The following is a 24,450-nucleotide window of genomic DNA, read 5'->3' on the forward strand; positions in this document are numbered from 1 at the left end:
CCGAAACAGCGAAGAAAAAGCGAAAGGAGGCAACAGCATTGACGCCATCATAATCAGCAGATCATAACGACTGGGTGGGTCAGATCTCGATGAAAATGCCGGGTCAGTTCTCAATGACAATCAACAACCGGGCGACCTGATGGGGCGGCGCGGTAAACCCGGAATGGCTGTCAGTGATCGAGCCATTGAATCGCCACTGGTCCGAATGGCAACGGCGACGGGCGCCGAACTGACCGGTAACGTGATCTCAATCTATGGCGCCGCGCGGGAAATCTTGGGGCGCCATATCGCGCCCGGCAAGCCCATGCAGAACCGGTTCGCCGACAGTTTCAACGGACGGATGCGCGCCGAATTCCTGAATGACACCATGATCTGCAACATGGCCCACGCTCGCGATGCGGCGCGCGCTTGGCCGCCAGACGACAAAATAGAAAGGCCTCATTCTGCGCCCGGCTGTAAAAGGTCATGGCGTTTTCCCAGCGCCTCACTATCGCAACCGGCGTTTAACCAGACGGGTTCAGGTTCCGGGAGGGTGAAAGTTCAGTCGCAGGTCAGCGGGTCCGGCTGGGCAAGGTCAAAGCTGCACAGAAGTCATTTTGCTGGTTGCAGCCCTGAACGTAGCCAACGCGCCGCCGCCCGTGGTCATCCAGTATTCGTGCTTGTCGTTGTGGATGACGTGGCGGAATCCATGCGCCTCCATGATCTCGGGACTGCCGTAGTCGCGAACAAAGACCTTTGACAAATACCAGTGGGACGACTTCCGATTCAGCCCTCCGACCTTTTGACCCCGAAAATAGACCATCAGTTGCATTCTGCCTGCCTGATACGAATAGTCGGGATTGTTTTGGAGGGACTGAAAAAACGTAGCCACATCCTTGGGAAGGCCAGTAAGGACTGCGCCGGTTCCATCCGCGATGCGCGTTTCCGCCATGACCCGCATTGGTTGGCTGAACGATGCTTTCACTTCGCACGAAATAGCCGCCGATGTTGGCTTCATGCCCAGAAACTGATTGGCTGCGGCGTGCCAAGATGCTTGCTTGTCGGCGTCTGACAGACGGGCGCTTGGATGGCGCCCGACGGCATCATAGCGCAGACCAGCCGCCGTAAGGCGATCGCGAGCCTTGTTCCCCAGCGCGAGAACGAAGGCATTTTTCAACAGCGCCAGTTGCCGTGCCAGATAAGTGTTTGCGCACGCTGCCTCTGTTCGTGTCAGGTGTGGGCCGCCCGAAATCGTGGCGGGGCAAAGCACGGCGTTGGTTGTCCACGTCTTGGTTAGTTGCTGTACCAGATCCTGACCCGGAAAGAAGCAATCGAGGATGTGTCGCATGTTTCGATGAAATGCCGTTGGTCGGCCGGGCCGATCCAGCCCACCGCGCTGCATGGTTCCGTAAATATACGAAGCGAAAGAAGCAGCATGTCAGTGGCGTCGCCGCGATAGTGTGCGTCCCTTGGGGGATCGCCCGGTTCGGCGGTGACGATCACCAGCCGCACGTCATCCAACGCACCGGTCGCGCCGCCAAAACCGCAGGGTACAATTCCCCGGTCCGGCTGCCATGTGCAAGCATCGGCACATGCCCCGTCGAAATGCGGACAGGGCGAATAGGCCGGAAGCATGAGATCAAGCAATGCCTGCGCTGTCACAATACCGATATCCGTTGGTAAAACCGATACGCGCAGTTAACCAGATGCAGGAATAGTTGGAAACCACAGGTCCAAACGCATTCCGAGCGGTCACCATGGCAACAGCAAGGAGCCAATCCCGTCCGGGCAACGTGGCGGTGATGGAGTAAATCTGGAACCCGCACGCGCCGGTCAGCCGTCCACCAGGCCGAAAACAGCGCGTCCTGTCTGTGACCGTCTGGGGGGGGGGGGCCACACCTTGCTTTCGGTCCGGCGTGATGAAACCTGACCGAAAGGCAGGCGGGGTGCGGGACCGCGCCGTATCCCAGGGACGATTACGGCGAAGTATCGTTGCGAATGCTCGCAATCTCCGCCTGCCTCAATCAGCCCATCGAAGGTCAGTTGAGAATATGTCCAATGACGCGGACAAAGGCGTTTGGCACATCCGTCAGGCTGTACCCGCCCGGCTTGATCGACGTTGCCCAGATCACCAGCCCGCCGGCAGAGATCAAAACGATGATGGCCGCGCCGGGCGAGCGCCGGTCCGACATGGTCGAAACGATGGCCGGGACAGAAAAGACCCCCAAGATGATGCCGGTCACGAGTATCACGTCAGGGGTCATAAGGGGCAGCCCGTTGTCTATTTTGCCAACCTTAGCTTGGATCAGTGGCGTAGATCAAACTTTCCTGGCAGGGCGCGACGCGCAGGATGTTGGTTGTGCCGGGCACATTGAACGGCACGCCGGCAGTCACCACGATCTGGTCCAGTGTGCTGGCATAGCCTTGCGAGCGGGCGGCGCGGGCGGCGATGATGACCGCCTGTTTGAACCGCTCCAGTTCGGGGGTCATCACGCAGTTCACCCCCCAGCTCAGCGACAGGCGCCGCGCCGTGCCGCGCTCGGACGTCATGGCGATGATCGGCACGCGGGGACGTTCGCGGGCCGTCAGCAGGGCGGTGGTGCCGGATTGGGTGAAGCAGCAGATCGCCTTGATATTGGCCGTCTCCGCAATTTCGCGCGCGGCGGCGACGATGCCGTCGGCGACGCTGCTGCGGACGGCGACGCGCGAGGCTTCGATGATCTGGGTATAGGTCGGATCGTTTTCGACCTCGCGGGCGACATTGTCCATCGTGGTCACCGCCTCGACCGGGTAGCTGCCGGCGGCAGATTCTGCCGATAGCATGATGGCGTCCGCCCCCTCATAGATCGCGGTGGCCACGTCGCTGACTTCGGCGCGGGTGGGAACCGGCGATTCAATCATTGATTCCAGCATCTGGGTGGCGACGATCACCGGCTTGGCCGCCGCGCGGCAGGCCCGCACAAGGCGTTTCTGGATCGGTGGCACGTTCTGCACGGGCAGCTCCACGCCCAGATCGCCGCGCGCCACCATGATCCCGTCCGATGCGGCAAGGATGCCGTTGAAGCGGCTTACGGCCGACGGCTTTTCGATCTTGCTAAGGATGGCGGCGCGACCCCGCGCCAGGTCGCGCGCCTCGGTCACATCCTCGGGGCGCTGAACGAAGCTGAGCGCCAGCCAGTCGACGCCCAGCTCGCACACGAATTCCAGATCCTTGCGGTCCTTGTCCGACAGGGCGGCCAGCGGCAGCTCGACATCGGGCACGTTCACGCCCTTGCGGTTGCTGATGGTGCCGCCGACGATGACCTCGCAATTTGCGTATTCCTTGGTGCAGTCGGTGACGGTCAGCCGGATCTTGCCGTCATTGACCAGCAGGCTGGCGCCGGGTTTCAGGGCTGCAAAAATCTCGGGGTGGGGCAGGTTGACGCGGGTGGCGTCGCCTTCCGCGCTGTCCAGATCAAGGCGGAAGGCAGCGCCGGGCACCAGCTCCTCCTCGCCATTGGCGAAGACGCCGACGCGCAGTTTTGGCCCCTGAAGGTCGGCGAGGATGCAGATCGGGCTGTCCAGATCCTGCTCGACCTGCCGGATGATGCGATGCTTTTCGCGGATGCCATCGTGATCGCCGTGGCTCATGTTCAGGCGGAAGACATCGGCGCCGGCCTCGTGCAGGGCGCGGATCATGTCGTAGGTTTCCGAGGCGGGGCCGAGCGTGGCGACGATCTTGACGTTGCGATGGCGTCTCATATGTGGGATTCCCTGATCTGAGGGGTGGCGTTTAGGTTATCGCTAACATCGCGCCGCCTGTGATACCAGCCTTTCGTGCAATGGCCGGGCAAAACGGGGTGGGGATGGACGACATGACATATCAGCCTGTTGTCATGGACGGGATGGACCGCGGCGGACGTTGGGTGGTGCTGTGCGATCATGCGTCAAACATCGTGCCGGATTTTGTGGAGGGCGGATCGCTGGGTGTGGCGCCGGATGATATGGCGCGCCACATCGCATATGATCCCGGCGCCGAGGGGGTCAGCCGGGCGCTGGCGCAGGCGCTGGACGGGCCGGCCGTCCTGTCGCGCTTTTCGCGGCTGGTGATTGATCCCAACCGGGGCGAGGATGATCCGACGCTGATCATGCAGCTGTATGATGGTACGATCATACCGGGCAATCGCGGCATCAGCGATCTGAACGCGGGCGAGCGTTTGCGGCGCTGTTACCGGCCCTACCACGACGCGGTGACGCAAATCACGGCACAGCGCACGGCGCCGGTGATCGTGTCTGTCCACAGTTTCACCCCGCAGCTGCGCGGACATGCGCCGCGCCCGTGGCAGGTGGGGCTGCTATATGCCCAGGACACGCGGCTGGCGCATCCGCTGCTGGCACGGCTGCGGGCCGAGCCGGACCTGAGCGTGGGCGACAATCAGCCCTATACGGGCCACCTGCCGGGCGATACGATCGCACGGCACGCGATTGCCAGCGGCCGGCCGAATATCCTGATCGAGCTGCGCAATGATCTGATCCAGACGCAGGCGCAGCAAAGGGAATGGGGCAGGCGGCTTGCATCCCTGCTGATCGAAACGCTGGCCCGTGAGGGGCTGTAGAAAAGGAGGGCGCCATGCCGCATGTCGTCATTGAACATTCACCGGATGCCGCATCGCCGATCGTGTTGCAGCAACTGTGCAGCGCGCTGTTTGAGGCGCTGGCCGCCCACCCGGCGATCCCGCGGCCCGAGGCGTTGAAGCTGCGCACGCTGCAATCGGGCGTGCATCTGCAAGGCACGGCGGGGCAAAGCTATGCGCATGCGACGCTGATGCTGTTGCCGGGGCGCGATGCGGACACCAGATCAGATCTGGCGCAGACAATCCTGCGCGTCATGGCCGAGGCGCTGCCGCAGGTCCACAGCCTGTCGGTGGACCTGTCAGATCTGGACGCAGCCTATGCCAAGCGCGTGCTGCCGGACGATGCATGATACGTTTTAGGGAGAGTAAGATCATGGACAAGCAGACACAGATCGAACTGGAGGCCGCCGCCTTTCGCAGATTGCGCAAGCACCTGATGGAGGATCGCACCGATGTGCAGAACATCGACATGATGAACCTTGCCGGATTCTGCCGCAACTGCCTGAGCCGCTGGTATCAGGAAGCCGCGAACGAGCGTGGCATAGATATGGACAAGAACGAGGCGCGCGAGATTTACTACGGCATGACCATGGCCGAGTGGAAAGAGAACTACCAGACCGAGGCGACACCCGCCCAGCAGGACGCGTTCAAAGTGTCATTCGCGGAAAATGTCGGCGACAAAAGCTGACGGTCCGGCCCGTGTTGCAGTCGGGCGCTTTGGGTATTTTTACCAAGAAAAAAACCTGGAGCGCCCCAACCAGAAGCGCCCGAGGGGGTCAGATCGCGCTTTTGAGGCTTTCTTCTATGTAAACCTCGCGCAGGCGGGTTGCAACAGGGCCGGGTGTGCCGCCGCGCAGCGCGGTGCCGTCGATTTCGACCACAGGCATGACGAATGCGCTGGCCGAGGTGAAAAATGCCTCATCCGCGTTCAGCGCCTCGTCGAGGGTAAAGCTGCGCTCTTCGATGCGCATCTGCGCCTCATCAGCAAAGCGCAGGACGGCGGCGCGGGTGATGCCGTGCAGGATATCGTGGCTGAGCGCGCGGGTGATGATGCGCCCGTCCTTGACGATATAGGCGTTGTTGGATGTGCCTTCGGTCACGTGGCCATCCTGGATCATCCAGGCATCATCGACACCCGCCGCCTGCGCCATCATCTTGGCCATGGAGGGGTAGAGCAGTTGGACCGTCTTGATATCGCGGCGGCCCCAGCGCAGATCCAGGACCGAAATCACTCGCGCGCCGCGCTGGGCAAGGGGCGCATGGGCAAAGCCGGGCTTGGACTGTGTGAACAGCACCAGCGTCGGCGCCGTTCCCGCAGGCGGATAGTGAAAATCGCGGTCGCCGGGATTGCCGCGTGTGACCTGTAGGTAGATCAGCCCATCAGTCAGGTTGTTGCGCGTGACCATTTCGCGGTGAATTTCCAGCAGATCGCCCATGGCATCCGGCGCGCGCATGTTCAGCTCGCTCAGCGACCGCGCCAGCCGCTTTGCGTGGCCGGGAAAGTCGATCAACTTGCCGCCCAGAACGCTGGTGACCTCATAGACGCCATCGGCCATCAGGAAGCCGCGATCGAAGACCGACACTTTGGCTTCGGTTTCGGGCAGATATGCGCCATTCAGATAGACTGTTCGCATGGTATCCTATCCCCAAAGCTCCGGCGCCGGGGGATGCACCCCGGCCGCGTCGAATTTCAACGGTGTGTCGCGGTCTTCTGCCAGTAGCAGGGGGCCGTCAAGGTCGGTCACCATGGCGCCCTGCGCAACCAGTGTCGCAGGCGCCATTGCGAGGCTGCTGCCGACCATGCAGCCGACCATGACGCGGAAGCCTTCGGCCTCGGCGGCGCGGCGCAGCTCCAGCGCCTCGGTCAGGCCGCCGGTCTTGTCCAGCTTGATGTTGACGACGTCATATTTGCCCCTGAGCGCCGCCAGACTGGCGCGGTCGTGGCAGGATTCGTCGGCGCAAACCGGAACCGGGCGCTCCATGCCCAGCAGCGCCTCATCCTCGCCCGCGGGCAAGGGTTGTTCGACCAGTGCAACGCCAAGGCGCAGAAGGTGCGGCGCGAGGTCCGCGTAGATGCCGGCCGTCCAGCCCTCATTGGCATCGACGATGATCGTGGACGTCGGCGCGCCTTTGCGCACGGCCTCCAGCCGTGCCATGTCATCGGGGGTGCCCAGCTTGATCTTGAGCAGGGGCCGGAACGCATTTTTGGCGGCCTGTGCCTGCATCGTGTCGGGCGTGTCAAGCGACAGGGTGTAGGCGGTTATCTCGGGTGCCGGGTCGGGCAGTCCGGCCATTTGCCACACGCGGCGCCCGGTCCGCTTGGCCTCCAGATCCCACAGGGCGCAGTCCAGCGCATTGCGCGCGGCCCCCGCAGGGAGCGCATAAAGCGCGGCGCGATCTGTCACCGACGCAGCCTGAATCTGCGCGGTTACACTGTCCAGCGTTTCGCCATATCGCGCATAAGGCACGCATTCGCCGCGCCCCTGATGCGTGCCATCGCTTATCGTGACAGTCAGCACCTGCGCCTCTGTGCGGGAGCCGCGGCTGATGGTGAAAACCTGCGCCAGCCTGAATATATCGCGCGTCACTGAAACCTGCATGCGCCCCCGCCTTTCATCTTGTCGTAAATACTCACATTCCGGCGCAGGCATCCTTGCGCCGGACCACCAATCAGAGCGCCGCCAGTGCATCCACCAGATTGCCGGCGCCAAAACGGTAGGGGTCGGTGGCAGGCAGGTCCATACGCTGCGACACGTCCTCCAGATAGGTGCGCGCGTCTGCCTCGCTCATGTGCTGCGTATTTACCGCGACCCCCGCCACGCGGCAGTCCGGGTTCGCGACCTGCGCCAGCGGCAGGGCGGTATCGCGCAACTGCTCCAACGTGGGCAGGCTATAGCCGGGCAGGCCGCGCATATGGGTGCGCGTCGGTTCGTGGCACAGGATCAGCGCGTCGGGCTGGCCGCCATGAACGAGGGCCAGCGTGACGCCCGAATAGGAGACGTGAAACAGGCTGCCTTGCCCTTCGATCATGTCCCAGTGATCGGGGTCGTTGTCCGGGGTCAGATATTCGATTGATCCGGCCATGAAATCAGCGATCACCGCGTCCAGCGGCACGCCATCGCCGGTAATCAGGATACCGGTCTGGCCTGTGGCCCGAAAGGTGCATTGCATCCCGCGCGCGGTCATTTCGCGCTCCAACGCCATGGCTGTGTACATCTTGCCGACCGCGCAATCGGTGCCAATCGCAAGACACCGTTTGCCGCGCCGCTTTTCCCCATTGGCGATGGGATACCGAACCGAGGGGATGCGCACATCGTGAAGGGTGCGGCCATGCTGCTTGGCGGCGGCCAGCAGGTCAGCCTCGTCTCGCAGCAGGTTATGCAGCCCGCTGGCAAGGTCATAGCCCATGGCAAGCGCCGCAAGCAGCAGCTCTTTCCATGCGGGCGATATGACGCCGCCGCGGTTGGCAACGCCGATGACCAGGGTTTTGGCACCCGCTGCGCGGCCCTCGGCCAACGTCATTTCGGTCAGGCCCAGATCGGCGCCGCAGCCGGGCAGGCGGATCTGGCCAACCGCATTGTCCGGGCGCCAGTCGCGGATGCCAATGGCGACCTTCGCGGCCAGCATGTCGGGCGCGTCGCCCAGAAACAAAAGATAGGGCGTTTCAATCATGGTTGGCGTCCTTCGGGCGTGGTAGGGGCGTTGCGATATTGGCGCGACCTTAGCGGTCGAAGCGGGATAGATCACGCAGAATCCGGCGCGGGCAAGTGCAGATATCGCAGCGTGCCGCAGTTTGACGGTTGATGCTGCAAGTGCGAAATCAGCTTGTGCCTTGCGGCGTAATTTAATACCGATCAAGAGGCAACTTACGCAACATCCTTATTCGGAAAGGCCCGTGACATGAGCTTTCGCCTTCAGCCCCCCGCCCCCGCCCGCCCCAACCGCTGCCAACTGTTCGGGCCGGGATCGAATGCCAAACTGTTCGAGAAGATGGCGGCAAGCGCTGCGGATGTGATCAACATCGACCTTGAGGATTCAGTCAGCCCCAATGACAAGGATCTGGCGCGCAAACAGACCATCGAGGCGATCAATTCGGTTGATTGGGGTAATAAATACCTCAGCGTGCGCATTAACGGTCTGGATACCGGATGGTGGTATCGTGACGTCGTGGACCTGCTGGAGCAGGCGGGCGACCGGCTGGACCAGATCATGATTCCCAAGGTGGGCTGCGCGGGCGACATCTATGCTGTTGATGCGCTGGTCACATCCATTGAGCGCGCGAAAGGACGCACCAAGCCGATCAGTTTCGAGGTTATCATCGAAAGCGCGGCAGGTATCGCCCATGTCGAAGAAATTGCAGCTGCCAGCCCGCGCCTGCAGGCAATGAGCCTTGGTGCCGCGGATTTTGCCGCCTCCATGGGCATGGCGACAACCGGCATCGGCGGCACGCAGGAAAACTACTATATGCTGCATGAGGGCACCAGGCATTGGTCCGATCCGTGGCACTGGGCGCAGGCGGCGATCGTTGCGGCCTGCCGCACGCATGGGCTGCTGCCGGTGGACGGCCCGTTCGGCGATTTCTCGGACGACGAGGGGTTCCGCGCGCAGGCGCTGCGCTCTGCCACGCTGGGCATGGTGGGCAAATGGGCCATCCACCCCAAGCAGATCGTGCTGTGCAACGAGGTGTTCACCCCATCCGAGGCTGCCGTGACCGAGGCGCGCGAAATTCTGGCGGCGATGGAGACGGCCAAGGCCAGTGGCGAGGGTGCGACCGTCTACAAAGGGCGTCTGGTGGATATCGCCAGCATCAAGCAGGCCGAGGTTATCGTGAAACAATCAGAGATGATCGCGGCCGGCTGAACCTGCGGCCTGTCAGCGGAATTGTGCGCCTGCGGCGCGCTCTTTCATCATTTGCGCTGCGCGCGGCTGCATTGAAAATCTTGCAGATTTTCAATGAGTGGATATTTAAAGCAAGAAGAAACAGGGGGCGGCGCGGTAAGGCGTCGCCCATTTCGCATTTGTGATCGGGAACAGGTATTATGATGGATATGCGGGCGCGGCTGGATGCCTTTTTATCGTTGGCAGCGGTGCGTCAGCTGATCATCGGCGTGATCATATTCAACGCGGTTCTGCTGGGGATGGAGACATCGGGCAGTTTGATGGCGCGTTTCGGCTGGGTGATCGTGGCACTGGATACGGCGTGTCTGGCATTTTTCGTGGTCGAGATCGCACTGAAACTGTTCGCGCGCGGCACGCGGTTTTTCCGCGACGGGTGGAGCCTGTTCGATCTGGTGGTTGTCGGGGTTGCGCTGATACCGGCCAGCCAGGCGCTGTCGGCGCTGCGGGCCTTGCGGATTCTGCGCGTGCTGCGGGTGATTTCGGTTGCGCCGCGATTGCGGCGGGTGGTCGAGGGATTTGTAACGGCGCTGCCCGGCATGGGCTCGGTCTTTTTGTTGATGGCGATCATTATCTATATCGGCGCGGTCATCGCGACGAAGCTGTTTGCGACTGACTTTCCTGTCTGGTTCGGAACACTGGGCCGGTCGGGATATACATTGTTTCAGATCATGACGCTGGAATCGTGGTCGATGGGAATCGTGCGGCCGGTGATGGATGTGTTCCCTTGGGCGTGGGTGTTTTTTGTGCCCTTCATTCTGGCCACCACCTTTGCGGTGGTAAACCTGCTGGTGGGTCTGATCGTCAATTCGATGCAGGATGCGCATCAGGTTGAGGACGCCGCCAATACAGTGACATACCGGGACGAGGTGATGGAGCGGCTGGCCGCCATTGAGGCCCGGCTGGCGGAGCTTGCGCGCCAGCGGGGAGAGTGACCGGCCCGCGCGCCTAGTTTGCCGCCTGCCACGCATCCAGGATATAGCGGCTGGTCATCAGGTCCAGATGCGCGCCGCCGCCGTTTTTGAACAGCGTGATCTCGTCGTCCGATATGCGTTTGAAATCAGCGGAATCGTAGTAATCAGCCACGATGGCATCGGGTTGAATGACCTCTTTTGAGATCGGGATCTTCAGTTCGCCGATATGGTTGATCGTGGTGTCGCGGCTGTCGACAAAGATGCGGGTGCGTTTCAGTGCCGCGTCGTCCGCCTCGCGCATGTCGGGGCGGTAGGCGCCGATCAGGTCGATATGCTGGCCGGGTTGAAACCATTCGCCCTTGATGAAGGGTTCGGTGCTCATCGTGGCGGAGGTGACGATGTCGGCGCCGCGCACTGCCGCCTCCAGATCATCGGCGACGGCGATGCCGGGGCAATCGTCTTGCATGGCGTCGGCATTGGCGCGGGTGCGGTTCCAGACGGTAAAGCGGGCGTCGGGCCAGGCGCTGCGGTAGGCTTGCCAGAGGTTGCGGCCAACCGTTCCGGCGCCGATGATCAGGATATTCTGGCTGTCCTTGCGCGCCAGTCGGCGCGCGGCATAGAGGCTGTCACCGGCAGTTTTCCATTTGGTTACAAGGTGAAAGTCAATGATCGCGGCCAGCGTGCCAACCTCATCGTCGAACAGGTTTACCGCGCCGTTGATCATCGGCTGTCCCTTGCCGGGATTGCCGGGAAAGACGGTGGCGCATTTCACCGCCAGCCCGATCCCGTCGATCCAGGCCGACCGGTTCAGCAGCGTATCCTTGCCGCGATACAGAAACGTATCGGCAATTTCCGCCTTGGGCTGGGCATGGCCGCGATCGAACGCCTCGCACAGGTCCAACCAGTCCAGATTGGCCTCGCCCTCGGCAAAGGGGATGATGGTAAAGGTCATTCGGCGTCTCCTTCAATTTGCAGGCCGGGAGGCAGCAATCCGGCATCTACCAAAGCTTGGGCAAAACCGGGCGCGCCGTCAAACAGATGCACTTGCCACCCGCGGCGCTGCGCAGCGGCGATATTTTCGGCGCGGTCATCGGTAAAAAGCAGGTGGCCGGGCGGGATGCCGCAATCGGCCTCGACGGCGGCATAGATCGCCGGATCGGGTTTGGCCATTCCCATTGGGCCAGAGATGTAGGCGCGATCGAAATCACTGAGAAACGGGAACTGCGCGGCGCTGAGCGGGAAATTCTGCGCCCCGAAATTTGACAATGCGAATACCGGAATTCCGCGGGCCCGCAGGGCGCGCAGCAACAATACGGATCCGGGGATGGCCGGCTGCGCAATGTCGCACCAACGATCGCGGATATGCAGGATTTCAGCAGCAAATTCGGGGTGCTGGGCAGCCACCCGCGCTATTTCGTTTGCAAAATCGGCGCCGCTGTCGATGCGCTGCATCATGGCGTGAATATCGACGGCGGCGAACAAGGCCATGCTGCGGGCGCGGCCAAAGATGCGGTCAAAATACCCCTCGGGCTGCCATTCGATCAGGACATTGCCGATGTCGAATATTACGGCCTCGGGCGTCATCGGCGATACCTCGGCCTGGGTCTTTTGCTGCCAGACCTGCCTTCGCGCCACACCATGTAGAGGCCGGATCCGATGATCAAAACGATCCCCGCCCACGCGTTCAGCAGCGGCCATGTGTCGAAAAACGCGACACCCCAGAAGATTGAGATCGGCATCGCCACATATTCAAACGGGGCGACAAGCGCCGCCTCGCTCAGGCGGTAGGCCTGACTGATCAGCCAACTGCCGGTGACGCCTGCAACCCCCAGCATGGCGATGATCCACATATCGGCGCGCGCTATGGGGGCCCATGTGCGCAGAAGAAACTCCAGGGCTGGATGCGAGCCGCCCGCAAAGCGCCCGTCGCCAATCAGCGCGCCGATGATGGCGCTGGATATGAGAAACGTCAAAATGACGTAGAATGTCATGGTCGTCGCGCTTTCCGTTGTGCGCACCTTGCGCGTGACCATGTGCATCGCGCCATAAAGCAGCGCCGCGATGGCCGGCAGAAGCGATGCGGCCTGAAATGCGTTCGTGCCCGGCTGAACAATCAGCAAGACCCCGATCAGGCCCAGAATGATGGCCGCCCAGCGGCGCGGGCCGACGGTTTCGCCCAGGAAAATCACTGACATCACCGCAATCGCAAGTGGCGAGATGAAGAAGATCGCAACCGCGTCGGCAATCGGCAGAGCCGCAAGGCCCAGAAACAGGCACAGATTGGCGCTGACGATGAACGCACCGCGCAGCAGGTGCGCACCGGGGCGCCGCGTGCGCAGCACCGTCCAGCCGCCGCCGAGTGGCATGATGACCGCCAGAAATACGGTCAGACTGACCAAAGAGCGCAGGAAAACAACCTGATGCAGCGCGTATCCGTCGCTTAGCAGTTTGATCCCCAGATCGACGACGGAAAAGCACAGGATTGCGGTAAGTGCGCACAGGGCGCCCATTGTGTTGTTGCCCTGTTCGGGGCCGATGGATGTGGCGGTACTCATCGCGGGCAGATCCTCAGGCGGTGCGGGCCTGTCTGACTGCCCGCTCCAGCGCGTCTAGGAAGCGCGAGCGGTCGGCCTTTGTAAACCCCTTGCCGCCGCCCTGACGAAAGGGATCGGCGGCGCGCAGGTCCGTCATCAGGTCGCGCGTGGCCAGCACGTTGCCGATATTGGCCGATGTCAGCGGTTCGCCGTTATGTTTGAGCACCAGCGCGCCGGCCTCGACGCATTTTGCGGCAAGCGGGATGTCACCGGTAACAACCACGTCGCCCGGCCCCGCGCGGTCCGCGATCCACATATCGGCCACATCCGGGCCATCGGGAACGATGACCGTTTCCACCAGCGGATGCGGCGAGGGCCGCAATCCGCCGTTGGACACGATATAGACGGCCCAGCCGTGCCGCGTTCCCACGCGGATGGCCTCATCCTTGACGGGGCAGGCATCGGCGTCGACATAGATCATGGCGCGCCGGTCATTTCGCTTCTTTTTTCTTCTTGGTGCGGTGAACCTTGTATTCCTCGGGGATGGGCATCCTGTTAAAGGCGTCCAGTCCGGCGATTTTATACGCCTCGGCCAGTGTCGGATAGTTGAAGGTATTCTGCACGAAGTAATCGACAGTACCCTTGAGGTTCAGGACAGCCTGCGCGATGTGGATCAGCTCGGTCGCGCCTTCGCCGACGATCTGCACGCCCAGAACGCGCCGCGTTTTCAGCGAAAACAGCATTTTCAACATGCCATGTTCCAGCCCCATGATGTGGCCGCGCGATGTTTCGCGAAAGCGCGCGATGCCCACCTCGTAGGGGATGCCGCGTTCGTTCATCTCCTCCTCGGACATGCCGCAGGTGCTGATTTCCGGGACCGAATAGATGCCGTAGGGAAACCAGGGGCTTTCGGGCAGGGTAGGGGTATCCAGCGCGTGGCAGGCGGCAATGCGCCCCTGTTGCAGCGATGTCGATGCAAGACTGGGATGGCCGATCACGTCGCCCGCGGCGTAGATATGCGGCACCTTGGTCTGATACGTCTTGCGATCCACCTCAAGTCGCCCGCGATGGTCCGTCTCGAGCCCGGCCTTGTCCAGGCCCAGCTTGTCGGTCGCGCCCATGCGGCCGGCGGCGAACAGCAACATTTCGCTGCGCACATGGCGGCCATTGCCCAGCGTCACCTCGATATGCTCGCCCGCATCCTCGATCTTTTCGATGGGCGACCCAAGGCGCAGATCGACGCCGTTTTCACGGATCTGGTGGGTGAAATCCTCAATCAGGGTCTTGTCAATGAAATCAAGGAAAGTCTCGCGCGGCTCGATCATGGTGACACGCACGTCAAGCGCGGCAAACATCGTGGCGTATTCAACCCCGATCACCCCGGCGCCGATCACGGTCAGGCTGCGCGGAATCGTCTCAAGCTTGAGAAATTCGTCGCTGTCCAGCACGGTCGTGCCGTTGAAAGGGCAGGACTTCGGCCGGTAGGTTTTCGTGCCCGTTGCAATCAGGAACCTGTCGGCGGTGACGCGCGTGGATTTACCCGCCTCGACCTGCACCTCCAGCTCGTGCGGGCCTGTGAAGCTGGCCAGCCCATACAGGGTTTCCACGTGGTTACGGTTGAACTGATGCTCCAGCACGTCAACCTCGTAATCCACCGTCTTGTTCAGACGGGCTTGCAAATCTTCGGCGCCGATATCGTCCTTGACCCGGTAGGCGCGCCCGTAAAAGCTGCGTTCGCGCCAGCCGGACAGGTTCAGCACCGTCTCCCGCAGGGTTTTGGACGGAATCGTGCCGGTATGGGCCGAAACCCCGCCCAAACGCTCCTTGCGGTCGATGACCAGAACCCGGCGGTTCAGCTTGCCCGCCTGAATCGCGGCGGACCGGCCCGCCGGGCCGGACCCTATGACGATCAGATCATAGTGACTCATGTTGTCATCCCGCATACAGCGCCTCGGCATGGAAGCTGACGTGATCTTCCATGAAGGTCGAGACAAAGAAATAACTGTGATCGTATCCCGGCTGCATCCGCAGGATCGACTGCTGGCGCCGCGCGGCGGCGGCATGGGCCAGCGTTTCGGGCTTCAGCAGATCAAGGAACTGATCATTCGTGCCGGTATCGGTCAAAACCGGCCCGTCAAAGCCGCGCTCGGCCATCAGCAGGCTGGCATCATGCGCGGCCCAACTGCCCTGATCCTCGCCCAGATATCCGGTCAGCTGCTTGCGGCCCCAGTCGCTGTCCGTCGGATTGCAAATCGGCGAGAAGGCCGAAACCGAGCGGAACCGCCCCGGCAGCCCCATCGCCAGCGTCAGCGCCCCATGGCCGCCCATCGAATGGCCGGTAATGGCCTGCCGGTCCATATCCACGGCAAATTCGGCGCCGATCAGCGCGGGCAGATCCTCGGCGATATAGTCCCACATCTGAAAATGCTTGGCCCACGGATCCTGCGTGGCGTTCAGGTAAAATCCGGCGCCTTGCCCCATATCGAACGCATCGTCATTCGCCACGCCGTCGCCGCGCGGCGAGGTGTCGGGAAAGACCAGCGCAATGCCCTGCTCGGCGGCCCAGCCTTGCGCCCCGGCCTTGGTCATCGCGTTCTCATGCGTGCAGGTCAGGCCGGACAGATACCACAGCACAGGCACCGGGCCATCCTTTGCCTCGGCAGGCAGGAACAGGCCAAAGGTCATATCGGTGCCTGTCGCCTTCGAGGCATGCGTATAGACGCCCTGAACCCCCCCAAAGCAGGCATTTTCTGATTTCATTTCCATGACGGCGCTCCTCATCTGCGAATTCACTATGTCACCGATCTACTTAACAGGCGGTTGACGCCTTTGAAACGTTTAAACAAGCGCGCCCGCATTCGGGGTCAAGACCCCGCCGGTCGCCTCAGTACAGCGCCTGCACCCAGCCGATCACCAGCGACACGGTCAGGGCCGCCAGAACCGTCGATATCAGGATCGAGGTCGACACCCGCTGCGGTGCAACCCCGTAATGCTGTGCCAGCATATAGACGTTCCCGGCCACGGGCAGCGATGCGGCGGCAATCATCACCGCCGCCGAATAGGGCGCCACGTCAAACACCCAAAGCGCGGCAACAGCCACGGCAGCAGGATGCAGCACCAGCTTGCACAGCGACAGCCAGCCCGCGACATAAGGCCGCTCGGCCGATTTCCCGGCGAGCGACGCACCAATGGCAAACAGCGCACCGGGCGTCGCAGCACCGCCGAGGATCAGCAAAAACTCATTGACCGGGCCGGGAATCGGCAGTTGCAGGCCGGACCACGCCAGCCCCAACACGATCGACACGATCATCGGGTTTTTCAACAAACCCAGCCCAACAGTGCCCAAAACGGCGGGCCGCATCCGCCCGTCGCGCGTGCCGGTGATCACGATCACGATCAACGCACCGAACACGATCAGATCGACCGCCAGCACCATCATTACCGCCGCAATCGCCGCCTCGCCCATCAGGATCGCAAGCATGGGAAGACCCAGGAACCCCACATTGCCAACCACGGCGCACTGCGCCTCAACAGCGGCCTCCTCGGCGCGCGCGCCGCGCAGCAGCGAAACCGCCGTGACCAGCAGATACACCGCCCCCGACCCGCATAAATATGCCCAGACAAAGGCCGGATCGAAAATCTCGCGCAGGCTCAGGTTGGCCGAAAACCGCAGCAACATCGCCGACAGCGCGAAGTAAAAGACGAATTTCGTCAGCCACGTCGTTGCCTCAGGTGTGAAAAACCCGCTCCGCCCCGCGCCGTAGCCCAGTGCGATGACCATGAAAAACGGCAATGTCTGGATGAAGATAGCAGCCATGCCCCTTGGTAGCACCCGGCCGCGCGGCGTCAATCACAACGCGCAAGGCTGAATGATCCCCTGCCATTCTTCTTGCCCAAAATATCCCCGCCGGAGGCTCCCCCGGCGCCGGAACGCGCCGCCGCCGGGGATGGGGCGCGCGTGTCAGCCCAGCTCGGCCAGACGCGCATGTGCGGCGCGCAACGTGGCGGCCTCCTCCTCGCGCGCGGCCAGATTCGCGCGCGCTTCCTCCACCACCTCCTCCGGGGCGGATGCGACGAATTTGGCGTTGTTCACGCGCCCCTTCAGCCCGCCGATTTCCTTCTCCAGCTTGGTCAGCGTCTTGTCCAGCCGCGCCTTTTCCGCTTCGACATCAATGATATCCGCCAAGGGCAGGCCGAAAACACCGCCCTCAGCGGCCACAGTCACGCAGCCTTTGGGAAAGGCCGCCACATGCTCCAGGCTGTCGATCCGCGCAAGGCGCTTGATCATCACCTCGTTGCGGTCCCAGGCGGCCTGACCGGCGCTGTCCAGCGACGTGACCAGCATCGGAACATGAAGCCCGGCCGGCACATGCATCTGTGCCCGCGCGCTGCGCACCGATTCAATCAGGGAAATCACCCAGTTCATCTCGCGATACGATGCCGCGTCGATCAGTTCGGTGCCGTAGTCAGGCCAGTTGGCATGAATCAGCATCTTCTGCCGCGCGCCCAGATTGCCCCACAATTCCTCGGTCACAAAGGGCATGATGGGATGCAGCAGGATCAGACACTGGTCGATCACCCACGCCATCGTTGCCTGGGTTTCGGCCTTCACCTTGTCCGTTCCATCCATCAACAGCGGTTTGGAGAATTCCACATACCAGTCGCACACCTTGCCCCAGACAAAGACATAAAGTGCATTCGCGGCGTCGTTGAACCGGTAATTGCCCAGTGCCGCGTCAACTTCGGCGCGCACCCTGGCAGTCTCGCCGATGATCCACTTGTTCACCGTCTCGGTTGGCGCGGGTGGATTATTCGGCGAATAATCCGCGCCCAGCGCGCCGGGCGTTGCGCCGTTCATCTCGGCAAAGCGGGCGGCGTTCCACAATTTCGTGCCGAAGTTGCGATACCCGGCGATGCGCCCCGTTGACAGCTTCAGATCTCGGCCCATGGCCGCCATTGCGGTCAGGGTGAATCGCACGGCATCTGTGCCGTATTCGTCAATCAATTCCAGCGGGTCCAGAACATTGCCCAAGGATTTGGACATCTTCTTGCCCTTCTCGTCGCGGACAAGGGCATGGACATACACGTGGGAAAACGGCTTTTGCCCCACCACCGCATATTGCATCATCATCATCCGGGCGACCCAGAAGAATATGATGTCAAACCCGGTAATCAGCGTCGATGTCGGGAAATACTTCTGCATTTCCGGCGTATCCTCGGGCCAGCCCAGCGTGCCGATGGGCCACAGGCCGGAGGAAAACCACGTATCCAGCACATCCGCATCGCGCCAGACAGGGTAGATCAGCTTGGTCGGGTCCTGGCTGGCCACATACTCGGCCAGACTTTCGGCAAGGCGATGCATCGCCGTGCCGCGGTCCGCGACCTCGACCAGCCGCGCATGGTTCAGCGGGGTCGGCAGACCTGCCAGAACGTCATCGAACTTGCCCTGCAAGCCGTCAAAATCCGTGGCCGCATGATAGCGGTCCGTGCCCGGAGCCAGCGATTGATCCCATAGCAGGCGCTGCATCTCGACCAGGTCCAGCGCGCCGTCGCCTTCGTCATCGCGGAACGTGCCACGCTCCAGATCCAGACCGTACCAGACCGGGATCTGATGCCCCCACCACAGTTGCCGCGAAATGCACCACGGCTCGATATTCTCGAGCCAGTGGAAATACACCTTGCGGTCACTCTCGGGCATGATCGTCACCTCGCCCGAGCGGACGGCATCGATCGCCGGCTGCACGATCTGCGCGGTATCGACGAACCACTGATCGGTCAGCATCGGCTCGATCACCACCTTGGAGCGGTCGCCGAAGGGCTGCATGATCTGTTTGGATTCGACCAGCGGCACCATGCCGGGGTCCATGCAGACATTGCCGTCCGACGCCTCGGGATCGCCCGGAACCATGACCGCCAGCCCCTCGCCGGTGATCTGTTCGACCACGCGCTTGCGCGCCTCGAACCGGTCCAGCCCGCGCAGGTCGTCCGGCACAAGGTTGATCGTGTCGGCCTCGGCCACGTCCAGACTGCGCTCGCCCCGCGCAACCGCCATCGCAACGCTAGCGGCGTCGGCATAGGGCGCGCCATCGCTGCGCATCCGCGCGCTGGTATCCATCAAACGGTAGCAGGGAATGCCGCCGCGCTGGGCCACGGCGTAATCGTTGAAATCATGCGCGCCGGTAATCTTGACCGCACCCGAGCCAAAGGCAGGATCGGGATAGTCATCGGTGATGATCGGGATCAGGCGGCGATGCTCCTTGGGGCCGACCGGAATTTCGCACAGCTTGCCGACAATCGCGGCATATCGCGCATCGGACGGATGCACCGCAACCGCGCCATCGCCCAGCATGGTTTCGGGCCGCGTCGTGGCAATAGAGATATAGTCACGCGTCTCGCGGAAGATCACGTTGCCGTCCTCATCCTTCTCGACATACTCATAGGTCTCGCCGCCCGCGAGCGGGTATTTGAAATGCCACATATGCCCGGCGACCTCGATATTCTCGACCTCCAGATCGGAAATCGCCGTCTCGAAATGCGGGTCCCAGTTGACCAGACGCTTGCCGCGATAGATCAGGCCCTTGTCGTACATGTCGACGAAAACCTTGATGACCGCGTCATGGAAATTCGGGCTGCTGCCCTTGTCCGGATCGCCCGCCGCGCCGCCCATGGTAAACGCCTCGCGCGACCAGTCGGCAGAGGCGCCCAGGCGCTTGAGCTGGCCGATGATGGTGCCGCGCGACTTGACCTTCTGCTTCCAGACGCGATCGACAAAGGCGGCGCGCCCCATTTCGGCGCGGGTCGGCTCATTGTTGGCGGCCATGTCGCGTTCGGTCACCATTTGCGTGGCGATGCCCGCATGATCGGTGCCCGGCTGCCACAGCGTGTCAAACCCGCGCATCCGGTGCCAGCGCACCAGAATATCCTGAAGCGTGTTGTTGAACGCATGTCCCATGTGCAGGCTGCCGGTGACATTCGGCGGCGGGATCATGATGCTGAACGTCTCGGCGCCTGCCGCGGCGCCCGCGCCTGCCTTGAAGGCGCCGGATGTCTCCCACGCTTCATAAAGCCGCTGCTCGGCCTCGGCCGCATCAAATGTCTTTTCCATCGCCATGGGAACGCTCCTTGCTGTCGACATTTGGCTTAGCCAATTCAGCGCCGGAGGGAAAGCCCGATGCATGCCGCCGCCGCCGGGTTTCGCTGGCGCCGCCGGCCACCGATTTGCGTTGATAACCCACCGGTGCGCCCGGCAGCCGCCGCGCCGCAATGGGTATTTAGACCAAGAAAAGCCATAGTGGCGCCCTGTTTTTTCTTGGGGTCAAATACCCAAATCCCGCAGCCTGCCTCAGCCGCGCGTCTGGCCGGTAAGCGGCTCGCGGGCGCCGGGGCGCAGAACGGCCGGATCATAGGGCGTGCGGGCAAAGACCTCTTCCACCATGGGCGCGAAAAATTCGAGCGGCAGCGTGTCGTAGTCAGGATCAAAGCTGGCCTGATCCCAGCGCTCGCAAAATTCGGCGCAGTCGTCGAAATAGGGATGGCCCGCGTGACGATCGCGTTTGTTCGGGTCAGCGCCCTCCAGGTGGTGACCGTAATAGAGCATCTGAAAATCGCCATGGGTGGCGATGCACCAGGTGCATTGCTCGCGCACGAATGGCTTTAGGATCGTGGCGGCGTATTCATCGTGGTTGTAGGGCGCGTAGATGTCACCGATGTCGTGCAGGAGCGCCGAGACGACCCAGTCGGTGTCGGCCCCGTCGCGCCATGCCCGCGTGGCCGATTGCAGCGAATGGCCCAGCCGCGTGATCTGGTAGCCTGACAGCCCTTCGTCCAGATCCACCAGCGCGGTCATCAGGCGGGCGGCGGTGTGGCGGGTATGATCGATCTCGTGCCGGGTCAGGAATTCATATTCTTCCTTTGTGCCGTCTTTCATCTGGGTAAAGCTGACGCGGTCCATGGCAGGCTCCTTGATCAAGTGTGGGTTGCTTTGATCCAACCGCGAATGGCGGGCTGTTGGCAAGGGCGGGCGCTGCCGGAATTTCTGTCAATCGCCAAACACCGCGATATATCTGGAGCATAGGCGGGTCAGCGCGCTGGAAAAAGGATGAAACGGGCATGTCGTGGCGCAACTGGGTCAAGCGGATTTATGCCCTGGCGCTGCCGGGGTTTGGCCGTGATTTACGGCGCGGTCATGCGGGCGGCATCGATCATCGCGGCCCTGTGACGCATGTGCTGATCCTGGACGGCACCATGTCATCGCTGGTGCCCGGCGACGAGAGCAATGCGGGGCGGGCCTACAAGCTGCTCAGCGAGCTGCGCGGCGAACGGATGGCGCTGTATTACGAGGCCGGGCTGCAATGGCAGGATTGGCGTGGCACCATCGGCGTGATGATGGGCCACGGGATCAACCGCCAGATCAGGCGCGCTTATGGCTATCTGGCCAGCCGCTACCGGCCCGGCGACAGCATCTACCTGATGGGCTATTCGCGCGGCGCCTATGCCGTGCGCTCGCTGGCCGGGGCGATTGATATGGTCGGGCTGGTGCGTGCAGAGCATGCGACCGAACGCAACGTCCGCCTGGCGTGGCGCCACTATCAGACCGGACCGGACAGGCCGACCGCCCGCGCGTTTCACCGCGCATTTTGCCATGACGAGGTGCCTATTGAAATGGTCGGTGTCTGGGACACGGTCAAGGCGCTGGGCCTGCGCCTGCCGGTCCTGTGGCGCTGGACCGAACGCACGCATGCGTTTCATTCGGCTCATCTGGGTGCCTGTATTCGGCGCGGCTACCACGCGCTGGCGCTGGACGAGACGCGCGTCGTTTACGCGCCCGTGCTGTGGCAGACGGGCGAGGCGACGCAGGCCGATGTCAGGCAGGTCTGGTTTCGCGGCAGTCACGGCGATGTCGGCGGGCATCTGGACGGGTTCGAGGCCGCGCGCCCGCTCGCCAATATTCCGCTGATCTGGATGCTGGAGCGGGCAGAGGCTGCCGGCCTGCCATTGCCCGACGGCTGGCAGGGCCGGTTTGCGACCGATCCCTGTGCGCCATCGCTTGGCACGTGGCGGCGCTGGGGCAAGATATTTCTGATGCGCGCCCGCCGCACCGTGGGGACGGACCCGTCAGAAGAGATTCACCCGACGGCCGAGCTGGAATGCGATGCGCCGCCCGTCAGGGGCGGCGCGCAGGGGTAGGGTGCGGCGGCGTTCAGGCGACGTCGCGCAGCTCGACCTTGGGTGTGACGCCCAGCGCATGGCAGATGTCGCGCGTCAGTTCGGGGCGGTTCAGGGTGTAGAAATGCAGGTCCTGCACGCCCTCATCCATCAGCTTGCTGCACAGGTCGGTGGCAAAGGCGATGGCCAGCAATTCGGTGCGCCCGTCACGCTCGGCCGTCTCGAAGGTGGTGTTCAGCTTCTCGGGAACGGACGTGCCGCAGGATTCGGCAAAGCGGCGCGCGCCGGCCCAGTTTTCGATCGGGAAGATGCCCGGAATGATCGGCTTGTCGATGCCCGCCGCGGCGCAGCGGTCGCGGAAGCGCAGGAAGGTGTCGGCGCTGAAGAAAAACTGCGTGATCGCCTCGTCCGCGCCGGCATCGAATTTACGCTTCAGCCATTCGACATCGGCATTGTCATCGGCGGCATCGGGGTGCCGCTCGGGGTAGGCGCCGACGCGGATGGTGAAATCGCCGCGCTCTTTCAGGGCCGCGATCAGCTCGCAACTGTCGTTGAAGCCGCCCGGATGGGGCTGAAACCCGCCGCTGCCCTTTGGTGGATCGCCGCGCAGGGCGACCAGCTCGCGCACGCCGGCGGCGTGGAATTCATCGGCGATGGCCATGGTTTCCTCGCGCGTGGCGTTCACGCAGGTCAGGTGTGCCGCAACTTTCAGTCCCGCGGATCCGTGCAGTGCGCTGACCGCCTCGCGCGTCAATTCGCGGGTGGTGCCGCCGGCGCCGTAGGTGACCGATACGAATCGCGGCTGGAGCGGTGCCAGCGTGTGAACCGTGTCCCACAGGCGAAACGATGCCTCAAGGTTCTTGGGCGGGAAGAATTCGAAGGAGATGTTTGGCGTTGCCATGATCTGATATCCTCTGTGGGGCTTGAGCCCTTTGTCGCAATATCGCATAGATTACGCAAATTCATAATTTTCACGATCTACATGAGGCGCGCTAATAATGCATATCGAGTTCCGGCATCTGCGCACGATCCGCGCGATTCACGCCGCTGGCGGGCTGGCCAAGGCGGCCGATCAGCTGAACATCACGCAAAGTGCGCTGAGCCATCAGATCAAGGGGCTGGAGGATCAGGCCGGGGTCGAACTGTTCGTGCGCCGGTCCAAACCGATGACCCTGTCCTCGGCAGGCATGCGCCTGCTGCGCGTCGCCAACAAGGTTCTGCCGGAAATCGAGGCGCTGGAGGCTGAATTTTCCGGCGTGCGCGACGGATCGTCCGGGCGGCTGCACATCGCCATCGAATGTCACGCCTGTTTTGAATGGCTGTTCCCGGTGCTGGAGGCGTTTCGCCAGAACTGGCCCGATGTCGATGTCGATATTCGCCCCGGCCTTGCCTTTGACGCGCTGCCCGCGCTGCAAAAGGAGGAGGTCGATCTGGTCGTGTCATCGGACCCCGAGGCGCTGCGCGGCATCGGGTTCAAGCCGCTGTTTGATTACGAGCCGGTGTTTCTGGCCTCGGCGGTGCATCCGCTGGCGCAGAAGGAATTTGTCGAGGCCGAGGATTTTCGCGGCCAGACGCTGATCACCTACCCGGTGGACCGCTCGCGGCTGGATGTCTTTACCGAACTTCTGACCCCCGCCAAGGTGGAGCCGGCCAGCATCCGGCAGGTGGAGCTGACGGCGGTGATCCTGCTGCTGGTGGCGTCCAACCGGGGCGTTGCCGTCCTGCCCGACTGGGTGGTGCGCGAATTGCGCAGCAGCGACGATTACGTCGTGCGGCCCATTACGGAAAACGGCCTGACCAAGCGGCTGTATGCCGCCATCCGCGACGATGACGCGGCCAAGCCGTTCATGGCGCATCTGCTGAAACTGGCGCGCGAAATTCCGGTCAAGTTGCAGCGGCGCGAGCGGGTCTGATAGCGCCCCTGTGCGATTTGCAGACCGCATCATCGGGCCGTAACTATATGTTCATAACTCAATGCAAGGATAGACCATGAAGAAGCTGCTACAGGTTGATTTCGATTTCACCGGACCGTTCGGCGCGGACATGGCCGCCGCAATGGGCGATCTGGCCCGGTCCATCAATGACGAGCCGGGGATGATCTGGAAGATATGGACGGAGGACAAGGAAACCGGCAAGGCAGGCGGGATCTACCTGTTCGAAAGCGAAGACGCTGCCAAGGCCTATCTGGAAATGCACACCGCCCGGCTGGGCGACATTGGCATCAAGGGCATTCGCGGGATCATTTTTGATGTGAACGCGGATCTGTCGGCGATCAACAACGCACCGCTGTGACGCGCGCCTTGCCCTTGCGGGCGCGGCGCGAGGGGCCTATACGCGCGGCTTGATATG

Annotated in this window: 25 protein-coding genes and 1 pseudogene; 9 read left to right on the forward strand and 17 right to left on the reverse strand. The window is 62.5% G+C overall.

The window, feature by feature from the left end; translation table 11 throughout:
• Positions 1-340: 340 nt before the first annotated feature.
• A pseudogene (locus tag DQ230_RS17525) lies at positions 341-388 on the forward strand (hypothetical protein); the annotation flags it as partial.
• A 186-nt stretch (positions 389-574) separates the two neighbouring features.
• Here DQ230_RS17525 and DQ230_RS17385 read toward each other — a convergent pair.
• The 4 genes from DQ230_RS17385 to pyk all read right to left on the reverse strand — a co-directional run bounded on the left by DQ230_RS17385 (position 575) and on the right by pyk (position 3,720).
• Entirely contained in the window at positions 575-1,327 is a 753-nt protein-coding gene (locus DQ230_RS17385; protein WP_238987540.1) for a uracil-DNA glycosylase family protein, read from the reverse strand.
• The gene (locus DQ230_RS17125; protein ID WP_162497445.1) at positions 1,273-1,641 is read right to left on the reverse strand and encodes a hypothetical protein; all 369 of its coding nucleotides are present in this window, start codon (positions 1,639-1,641) and stop codon (positions 1,273-1,275) included. Before DQ230_RS17125 ends, DQ230_RS17385 begins: the two co-directional genes overlap by 55 nt.
• Positions 1,642-2,018: 377 nt before the next feature.
• Positions 2,019-2,243, reverse strand: coding sequence for a hypothetical protein (locus DQ230_RS13530; RefSeq protein ID WP_113913144.1), 225 nt, complete (start codon positions 2,241-2,243; stop codon positions 2,019-2,021).
• Positions 2,244-2,274: 31 nt separating this feature from the next.
• Positions 2,275-3,720, reverse strand: coding sequence for a pyruvate kinase (pyk, locus tag DQ230_RS13535; protein ID WP_113913145.1), 1,446 nt, complete (start codon positions 3,718-3,720; stop codon positions 2,275-2,277).
• 113 nt (positions 3,721-3,833) lie between these two features.
• Between pyk and DQ230_RS13540 the strand changes: the two genes are divergently transcribed.
• Genes DQ230_RS13540 through DQ230_RS13550 form a run of 3 tightly spaced genes read left to right on the forward strand, consistent with a single transcriptional unit; the run spans position 3,834 to position 5,280 of the window.
• Positions 3,834-4,574 carry an N-formylglutamate amidohydrolase gene (locus DQ230_RS13540; RefSeq protein ID WP_113913192.1) on the forward strand — a complete coding sequence of 247 codons (741 nt, stop codon included), beginning with the start codon at positions 3,834-3,836 and terminating at the stop codon, positions 4,572-4,574.
• Between the two features lie 14 nt (positions 4,575-4,588).
• Positions 4,589-4,942, forward strand: coding sequence for a 5-carboxymethyl-2-hydroxymuconate Delta-isomerase (locus tag DQ230_RS13545; protein WP_113913146.1), 354 nt, complete (start codon positions 4,589-4,591; stop codon positions 4,940-4,942).
• A 23-nt stretch (positions 4,943-4,965) separates the two neighbouring features.
• A complete protein-coding gene (locus tag DQ230_RS13550) occupies positions 4,966-5,280 on the forward strand; it encodes a DUF1244 domain-containing protein (RefSeq protein ID WP_113913147.1) in 315 nt (104 codons plus the stop codon).
• An 88-nt stretch (positions 5,281-5,368) separates the two neighbouring features.
• Here DQ230_RS13550 and DQ230_RS13555 read toward each other — a convergent pair whose 3' ends face one another.
• The 3 genes from DQ230_RS13555 to dgcN all read right to left on the reverse strand — a co-directional run bounded on the left by DQ230_RS13555 (position 5,369) and on the right by dgcN (position 8,264).
• Positions 5,369-6,226, reverse strand: a complete 858-nt coding sequence (locus tag DQ230_RS13555) for a D-amino-acid transaminase (protein WP_113913148.1) — start codon at positions 6,224-6,226, stop codon at positions 5,369-5,371.
• A 6-nt stretch (positions 6,227-6,232) separates the two neighbouring features.
• Positions 6,233-7,192, reverse strand: coding sequence for an N-acetyl-D-Glu racemase DgcA (dgcA, locus tag DQ230_RS13560; protein WP_113913149.1), 960 nt, complete (start codon positions 7,190-7,192; stop codon positions 6,233-6,235).
• Between the two features lie 70 nt (positions 7,193-7,262).
• Positions 7,263-8,264 carry an N-acetyltransferase DgcN gene (dgcN, locus tag DQ230_RS13565; protein ID WP_113913150.1) on the reverse strand — a complete coding sequence of 334 codons (1,002 nt, stop codon included), beginning with the start codon at positions 8,262-8,264 and terminating at the stop codon, positions 7,263-7,265.
• A 228-nt stretch (positions 8,265-8,492) separates the two neighbouring features.
• On the opposite strand from dgcN, the gene DQ230_RS13570 reads away from it, so the two are divergent.
• Together DQ230_RS13570 and DQ230_RS13575 are read left to right on the forward strand one after the other, a co-directional pair.
• Positions 8,493-9,452 carry an L-malyl-CoA/beta-methylmalyl-CoA lyase gene (locus DQ230_RS13570; protein WP_113913151.1) on the forward strand — a complete coding sequence of 320 codons (960 nt, stop codon included), beginning with the start codon at positions 8,493-8,495 and terminating at the stop codon, positions 9,450-9,452.
• Between the two features lie 182 nt (positions 9,453-9,634).
• The gene (locus DQ230_RS13575; protein ID WP_203228078.1) at positions 9,635-10,423 is read left to right on the forward strand and encodes an ion transporter; all 789 of its coding nucleotides are present in this window, start codon (positions 9,635-9,637) and stop codon (positions 10,421-10,423) included.
• 13 nt (positions 10,424-10,436) lie between these two features.
• On the opposite strand, the gene DQ230_RS13580 is transcribed toward DQ230_RS13575, so the two are convergent.
• The 9 genes from DQ230_RS13580 to DQ230_RS13620 all read right to left on the reverse strand — a co-directional run bounded on the left by DQ230_RS13580 (position 10,437) and on the right by DQ230_RS13620 (position 20,887).
• On the reverse strand, positions 10,437-11,354 hold the full coding sequence (locus tag DQ230_RS13580) for an ornithine cyclodeaminase family protein (RefSeq protein WP_113913153.1): 918 nt from the start codon (positions 11,352-11,354) through the stop codon (positions 10,437-10,439).
• Entirely contained in the window at positions 11,351-11,986 is a 636-nt protein-coding gene (locus tag DQ230_RS13585) for an HAD family hydrolase (protein ID WP_113913154.1), read from the reverse strand. Before DQ230_RS13585 ends, DQ230_RS13580 begins: the two co-directional genes overlap by 4 nt.
• Complete coding sequence (locus tag DQ230_RS13590) at positions 11,983-12,957, reverse strand: DMT family transporter (RefSeq protein WP_113913155.1); 975 nt, start codon at positions 12,955-12,957, stop codon at positions 11,983-11,985. Before DQ230_RS13590 ends, DQ230_RS13585 begins: the two co-directional genes overlap by 4 nt.
• 13 nt (positions 12,958-12,970) lie before the next feature.
• Positions 12,971-13,417 carry a YaiI/YqxD family protein gene (locus DQ230_RS13595; RefSeq protein WP_113913156.1) on the reverse strand — a complete coding sequence of 149 codons (447 nt, stop codon included), beginning with the start codon at positions 13,415-13,417 and terminating at the stop codon, positions 12,971-12,973.
• Between the two features lie 10 nt (positions 13,418-13,427).
• On the reverse strand, positions 13,428-14,864 hold the full coding sequence (gene sthA, locus DQ230_RS13600) for a Si-specific NAD(P)(+) transhydrogenase (RefSeq protein WP_113913193.1): 1,437 nt from the start codon (positions 14,862-14,864) through the stop codon (positions 13,428-13,430).
• 4 nt (positions 14,865-14,868) lie between these two features.
• Entirely contained in the window at positions 14,869-15,702 is an 834-nt protein-coding gene (gene fghA / locus DQ230_RS13605; RefSeq protein WP_113913157.1) for an S-formylglutathione hydrolase, read from the reverse strand.
• Between the two features lie 118 nt (positions 15,703-15,820).
• Entirely contained in the window at positions 15,821-16,753 is a 933-nt protein-coding gene (locus DQ230_RS13610; RefSeq protein ID WP_113913158.1) for an AEC family transporter, read from the reverse strand.
• Positions 16,754-16,897: 144 nt separating this feature from the next.
• Positions 16,898-20,047, reverse strand: a complete 3,150-nt coding sequence (locus DQ230_RS13615) for a valine--tRNA ligase (protein WP_113913159.1) — start codon at positions 20,045-20,047, stop codon at positions 16,898-16,900.
• A 231-nt stretch (positions 20,048-20,278) separates the two neighbouring features.
• Positions 20,279-20,887, reverse strand: a complete 609-nt coding sequence (locus DQ230_RS13620; RefSeq protein ID WP_113913160.1) for an HD domain-containing protein — start codon at positions 20,885-20,887, stop codon at positions 20,279-20,281.
• A gap of 158 nt (positions 20,888-21,045) precedes the next feature.
• Between DQ230_RS13620 and DQ230_RS13625 the strand changes: the two genes are divergently transcribed.
• Positions 21,046-22,122: a DUF2235 domain-containing protein gene (locus tag DQ230_RS13625; RefSeq protein WP_113913161.1), complete on the forward strand. Its 1,077-nt coding sequence runs from the start codon at positions 21,046-21,048 to the stop codon at positions 22,120-22,122.
• Between the two features lie 13 nt (positions 22,123-22,135).
• On the opposite strand, the gene metF is transcribed toward DQ230_RS13625, so the two are convergent.
• The gene (metF, locus tag DQ230_RS13630; RefSeq protein WP_113913162.1) at positions 22,136-23,002 is read right to left on the reverse strand and encodes a methylenetetrahydrofolate reductase [NAD(P)H]; all 867 of its coding nucleotides are present in this window, start codon (positions 23,000-23,002) and stop codon (positions 22,136-22,138) included.
• 97 nt (positions 23,003-23,099) lie between these two features.
• Here metF and DQ230_RS13635 point away from each other — a divergent pair, with 97 nt between their 5' ends.
• Together DQ230_RS13635 and DQ230_RS13640 are read left to right on the forward strand one after the other, a co-directional pair.
• Positions 23,100-24,014 (forward strand): LysR family transcriptional regulator, encoded by a 915-nt coding sequence (locus DQ230_RS13635; RefSeq protein ID WP_113913163.1) that lies wholly within the window; start codon positions 23,100-23,102, stop codon positions 24,012-24,014.
• Positions 24,015-24,090: 76 nt separating this feature from the next.
• Complete coding sequence (locus DQ230_RS13640; protein WP_113913164.1) at positions 24,091-24,393, forward strand: monooxygenase; 303 nt, start codon at positions 24,091-24,093, stop codon at positions 24,391-24,393.
• Positions 24,394-24,450 lie beyond the last annotated feature (57 nt).

Origin of the sequence: Roseovarius dicentrarchi (genome assembly GCF_003316635.1) — a bacterium.
GTDB lineage: Bacteria > Pseudomonadota > Alphaproteobacteria > Rhodobacterales > Rhodobacteraceae > Roseovarius > Roseovarius dicentrarchi.